A 5829-nucleotide genomic window follows, 5' to 3' on the forward strand; every position below is an offset into this window, starting at 1 on the left:
GATGCGGTCTGGATCAATCCTCCTGTGTTGGCACCCGTTGTGGACTCCCCTTTGCCAGCCGTGACAGATGGCAAATGCAGTGTAAGTCTGGAGGCAAAAAGAGTCTAAATTAAAATAGAAAAGTGTCTCAAAATCATTGACATATTCCGATACGCCCCCTTCTTCTCAGCGAGCGCGGCGTTCATCTTGGCTGCTGTCTCGCCGCTCTGGGAGGAGTGCGCCTCGTCGATCAGGAGGGCAAAGCGCTTGCCAGGTAGGTCGCCCATTTCCTCGACAATGAAGGGGAACTTCTGAACCGTGGTGGTGACGATCTTCTTGCCCGACTCCAGCGCCTCCTTGAGCTGCTTGCTGCCCTCGGTGATGGCTTCGACAACCCCGGCGACGTGGGCGAACTGCTTCACGTTGTCGCGGATTTGCTTATCGAGATTGCGCCGGTCGGTGACGATGATGACGGTATCAAAGATGTTTTTGCCGGTCTCATCGGTAAGCTCCACCAGCTGGTGAGCCAGCCAAGAGATAGAGTTCGATTTGCCTGAGCCTGCCGAGTGCTGGATGAGATAGCGCCGCCCTGCGCCGTGCTGCACCGCATCCGTCAGGAGTTGGCGGACGACTTCAAGCTGGTGGTAGCGCGGGAAGATGAGTTTGCGCTTTACCTTCCCATCGTCGTCTTTCTCCTCGACGATCTGGGTGTACTTCTCCAGGATATTGGCGAGGCTGGCTTTAGTGAGGATGCGCTTCCAGAGGTACTCGGTCTTGAGGCCATCCGGGTTCACCGGGTTGCCTGCACCGCCCTCGTTTCCCAGATTGAAGGGCAGGAAGCTGGTCTGCCAGCCGCGCAAGTGAGTGGTCATGTACACTAGGTTGTCATCGAGCGCGAAGTGGACCAGGCAGCGGCCAAAGGCAAAGAGTGGCTCCTTAGGGTCGCGGTCTTCCTTGTACTGCTTGATAGCGTGCTGGACGTTCTGCTTGGTGAACTGGTTCTTGAGCTCAAAGGTGGCGATAGGGAGGCCATTGAGAAAGATCCCCATGTCCAGGGCGAGGGACTTATGATCCTCCGAGTAGCGCACCTGTCGAGTGAGTGTGAAGAGGTTCTTGCTCCAGTTGGCGACGGCCTTTGCGTTGGCGTCGCTGGCAGGATTGGGGTAGTGGAGCGCGATGGTATCGGGGCCGTGCTTGACGCCTTTACGGAGCACATCCACGATGCCCCGGTCGCGAATCTGATCGAAAAGGCGCTTGAGGAACTTGTCCGTCTCCAGAGTGCTGGCGGTGATGCGGCCATGTATGGCGGGCTGGGTGTCGGCGAGGAAGGCGAAGAGCTTCACGCGGTCTACGCAGGAAGTGCGGTCGTAGTCGCTCGGGGCACCTTTCTCATAGCCTGCTTCATTAAGTAGGCTCGCCTCGATTAGTGTCTCCAGTCCTTTTTCCGTTGTGTCTGTAGTCATTTCTTGTTTATCCTACAATAATTCTCCAGTGAGACCCAGTACTTCCGGAAATAGGGGCAGCGTTTTTTTACTTCCTCTGGCCGGATTCGCAGTAAAAGCTTTGGGGTATCGGTTGCTTTGGAGAAGCGAACCTCGCATTCCTGCGCCAGAGCTGGTAGCAGAACGTCTTCACTGAGCTTGATATACTCGCCGCCTTCTGGGCGACAGTTGAAGCTCTCAGGATCAGCGGTTCGTAGCCCTTTTGCCGATAGCGCCTGCTGCAAGCGCCGGTGACAATTTGGAAACTCACGGGCGAAGGTCTGTTCCCAGTCCCCCAGGAGCCAGGTCTCCAGCTCAGGAATCGCGAGTGCTGGAATGATCGGAGGATGGTTCTCTACGGCGCACCCTGCATCGTTCAGCCCGTCGCGCACGGTCTGCTCGAAGATTCCCAAGCGCCCATCAGGGTCGGGGTCGCAGTCAGAGTCGTCAAGTACGAGGATGAGATCTGCCGGGCCGTTCGTCTGCCAGAAGCGCGTGAGGTCGCCCTTGATTTCATTGAGGAGATCTTTGCCGGTGTTTCCTGCAAAGCGCCGTGCGACCCGCTCGGTAGACGCAGTCACGTCTGGGCGTGGCCCTGGCTTACGAAACGCGGGAGTGCGACGCTGGAATGATGCCCCGGTGAAGTGTTGCTGGAGCAGGGGGACGATGCTACTTGCTTCTGCATAGCCGCCGCCTGCGTAGACCCAAACTACCACGGCCAGCCACCGACTCCAGGGTCGCCGACACGGTAGAGATCGCCAAGCTTCCAGCCCTCATTCAGCTTGCTGGAGAGCAGTACCGGGTGGAGCGAGGCAATCTCGGTCTTACCTGGCTGTTCACGGGACTCCTGGAAGACATGAACGCTTTCGATATCTTCCGTGAAGTAGTCAAGTAAATCGGAGCTGTGGGTGGAGATGATCACTTGCGTTTTGCGCGAGGCTTCCCGAATCCAGCCCGCCAAGACTCGCAGCCACGCCGGATGAATACCCGCTTCAGGTTCATCGAGCACAATGAGGGAAGCAAGAGTGGGAGACAGTAGAACTGCCGCCCAGCATAACATGCGGAGCGTACCGTCGCTCAGATCGTCCTGATAGAGAGCATTTTTGCTACCTTGTGGATACCATTCAAGCTGAACGGTTCTTCGTCCTACGGGCAGAATTCGTACTTTTCGTGTTCGAGGAAATAATTCACTGAAGGCTTCGTTAAGGCGCTCCTCAAACTCAATGTTTTCTCGGATCAGATTGTGGAGGACGATAAGTAGATTTTCTCCTGAGCTTTCCAGGCGAATATCCGTATTACCTAAATCGGGAGTGGCGCGACGGATTGCTTCGATACTCATGCGACCCGAATCATAAAACGCCCATGTTCCGAGGCTTTTGATGACTTCCCGGCGTGTATTCTCTAAAGGAAGGCTGTCTTTTTGATGCGGTAATAGATTGCTGTATTCCTCTGGCAAGGAATGGAAATAGAGTTCATTTGTAGGGAGATCACGCACCGGATAAACCGTATGGTCTCCATCGTTTAAGCTCCATAGATATAACTGAGCCGTATTTGGTTCCTTATCAATGGAATGGTAAAGCCATGTTACGATGTCCTCACCTTCTCGGTTTACGTCGTAAGAAAGCTCTTCACCGCGCACAAGAACGGTGTTTTCGTCCTTTACTTCAAGCCGAACTCCATGGTGAAAAAGGACCTGCTCCGCGTCTGTGAACGAGACGCTGAGTTCAACAAACGCAGGGCGCTCTAACGAGACATCCAAGATGCGACCAGAACCGAAACGCGCCATAGCATTTTCAAAGCGAGTCACACCACGGCGTTCGTCTGGCGCACCCGTGATCGCATCCTGGAGAAAGCGAAGAATTCGTATGAGGTTGCTTTTCCCCGAGCCGTTTGCCCCGACGAAGACATTCAGCGAGCTGAGCATCAAGCTTTCTTCCAATACCAGGTTTCTGTAGTTACGTGCGTGAATTCTCGTTATCATTGTATTTTTGCCCCGCGATTTGCCATGTCAGCCTCGGTCTCGAACATCTATTTTACCTGTCACGACTTCAGAGATGAGCGCAGTACGGTACTCGTTGATGAGTTCGATCTCTCGCTCGATTCGGGAGATAGCCGCGTCAATCCGTTGGGACTGCTCCTCAATCTCCGCCACGATAGCTTGCTGTTCACTGAGCGGCGGGAACGGAGAGAGCATCTGCTTGAAGTCCTGCCAGTAGAGTCGGTTGCGGTCTGAGACAATCCCACGCGACTGGCGGTTGACTTCGTTCTTGTAAACATCAGTGCGGAACAGGTAGCAGTAAAAGCGTGAGTCTACGTTTGCTAGAGGGTAGGCGACCACATAGGCGGGGCTGACGAGGCCGTCCACAGGTGTCACGCCCACTGCGCCTTGCCACATTCGCATCATGTTGTAGGCAATATCGCCTGAGTTGGTTCTCTTGTAGGCTGTGCGGTCTTCAATGAGGCGCTGGGGTGCGTCGGCGCTATCTTCGTCGCCGACGGTAACGCCGGTGTGGAGGGAGACAACTAGGATGGGTAGCTCGGCGCTTCCCCGCTCGATCCGCTGCCCAAAGAGAGAGATGTTGCGCCGCACTTCCCAATGTGCGGGAACCTCCCCGAGCCAGTCCACGCCGGTCTGCTTCATCGGCGCGTCGGGATTCAGCCCACGCAACACGATTTTCTGGATGAACGCTGCCCGTTCCTCGTTCAGGAGCGCGATGAGCTTGCGCTTGCTGGCGACGAAGCCGTCGATCTCTGCGTTCTTGCGGTCGAGGTAGGAAACGATGGCCGTTTGCTCATCAATATCAGGGAGAGGTAGGGAGAAAGATCGCAGACGTTCCCGTTGCAACTCTATCTGATTTGTCGCGCCCTCTGATGCAAAGACAGTTATTTCTTCTTGGCGTGTTCTAAAAAACGAATACAAGTAATCAGGGTTAATACTTGTTGTTGTATCCCGCAAAATTGTCACGTGGCCGTCGGCAAAGTATACGTGCGCGTCATCATCTTCCTTAGCAAAGATGGAGCAGCGCCCCAATGTGCCAGTCCCTGTTGAGTTTATCAGGAGGTCACCATCTTTCAGTAACCCCTTGAAGCCATCAGCTGATCCTCCGTGAAACTTCACATTTTCCAGGTGTAAGCCATCCCGCTGAACACAGCCCTGACTGACTGCACAAACATCGCTCTGCTCGACATAATCGGGTGCGTTTCCACGGCTGACAAAATCTACGATATATTTGAGGCGACGAACTTCCCAGTGGTCAGGTATTTCGCCAAGCCACTGAACGTCAGAGGGCTTGTAGGCAGGGTAGCGCTTCATTGCGTCCCCTCCGAAACAAAGTGACCCGCCGGTTTGAGGATAGGCTTGCGCCCAGAGCCTTGGCGGGTTCTATGAACTTGTATTGTAGGCACATTTTGCCCAAGCACAAGTTGGAACGACGATTCTTTCGACAGTGTCGAAAGAATCTCAGAATCGTGCTGCCCGTCCATCACAGCGACTCCTCCGCGATGGCATGTAGCAGGCCGTCCGTCTCTGCCTCCAGAGCAGCAATGTCCCTGAGAATCTCTTCCAGCGGGCGCGGTGGCTGGTACTTGTAGAAGACCTTAGTAAAGGAGATTTCGTAGCCCACCACGGTCTTCTCTTGGTCAATCCAAGCATCCGGCACGTAGGGGATAACCTCACGATCCAGAAAAACCTCGGGGTCTTCCTTTAGAGGCACGTTCTCCGTGTCGCGTAGCTCGGTATCAGCGGCTGCGTTCCCATCCTTGTCAGCAACCATAGCCGCTTCAGGATTGCGCTCGGTCAGAGCATCGTAGAGAGCCTTGGTGTCCTTCGCCGTCTGCTTGATCTTGTTGGCCTTGAGGTAGGTTTCCCACTTCTTCTTGAATGAGTTGAAGTCTAGGAGCGTCACGTCCTTGCCGAAAAGGCTCGTCAGGGCGCTGACCCAGTCCTTCACCTCGGGAAGCGCAAGACGCTCGGCATCAAGCGTCACCGCCAGACGGAGCGGACGATCCACCGTGATCTTGCGGTAGCCAAAGTCCTCATTGTCGAAGATACGCGAGTGCTCCGTGTCCTCGAAGCGCTCGTACTCACTCATGATCTGGGCGATGTGCTCGGCGCGGAACTCACAGTTCTTCTTGCCCAGATTCTTGCGCAGCTTCACAAACCACTCGGAGGCATCAATGAGCTGAATCTTGCCCTTGCGACTTGCGGCCTTCCGGTTGGTCAGCACCCAGATATAGGTCGAGATGCCGGTGTTATAGAACATGTTCTCGGGCAGGCCGATGATGCACTCCAGGTAGTCATTCTCGATGATGTGCCGGCGAATCTCACTCTCACCCCCACCTGCGTCCCCGGTGAAAAGTGCCGACCCGT

General features: G+C 55.0%; 5 protein-coding genes. All 5 read right to left on the minus strand.

Annotated features, from left to right (window positions below):
* Positions 1-104: 104 nt before the first annotated feature.
* The gene (locus ACH2EH_RS05335; protein WP_395139647.1) at positions 105-1442 is read right to left on the minus strand and encodes a type I restriction endonuclease; all 1338 of its coding nucleotides are present in this window, start codon (positions 1440-1442) and stop codon (positions 105-107) included.
* Positions 1439-2176, minus strand: a complete 738-nt coding sequence (locus ACH2EH_RS05340; RefSeq protein ID WP_395139649.1) for a DUF4276 family protein — start codon at positions 2174-2176, stop codon at positions 1439-1441. The genes ACH2EH_RS05335 and ACH2EH_RS05340 overlap by 4 nt, the downstream gene beginning before the upstream one ends.
* Positions 2170-3441, minus strand: coding sequence for an AAA family ATPase (locus ACH2EH_RS05345; RefSeq protein WP_395139651.1), 1272 nt, complete (start codon positions 3439-3441; stop codon positions 2170-2172). The genes ACH2EH_RS05340 and ACH2EH_RS05345 overlap by 7 nt, the downstream gene beginning before the upstream one ends.
* Before the next feature lie 27 nt (positions 3442-3468).
* Positions 3469-4773, minus strand: a complete 1305-nt coding sequence (locus tag ACH2EH_RS05350; protein WP_395139653.1) for a restriction endonuclease subunit S — start codon at positions 4771-4773, stop codon at positions 3469-3471.
* A gap of 169 nt (positions 4774-4942) precedes the next feature.
* A partial coding sequence (locus ACH2EH_RS05355; RefSeq protein WP_395139655.1) for a class I SAM-dependent DNA methyltransferase occupies positions 4943-5829 on the minus strand: 887 nt, incomplete at its 5' end.

Origin of the sequence: Armatimonas sp., from assembly GCF_043760365.1 — a bacterium.
Taxonomy (GTDB): Bacteria; Armatimonadota; Armatimonadia; order Armatimonadales; family Armatimonadaceae; genus Armatimonas.

Coding starts and splice junctions, on each gene's coding strand:
- ACH2EH_RS05335 (WP_395139647.1), bottom strand. CDS start 1,442: ATGACTACAGACACAACGGAAAAAGGACTGGAGACACTAATCGAGGCG.
- ACH2EH_RS05345 (WP_395139651.1), bottom strand. CDS start 3,441: ATGATAACGAGAATTCACGCACGTAACTACAGAAACCTGGTATTGGAA.
- ACH2EH_RS05350 (WP_395139653.1), bottom strand. CDS start 4,773: ATGAAGCGCTACCCTGCCTACAAGCCCTCTGACGTTCAGTGGCTTGGC.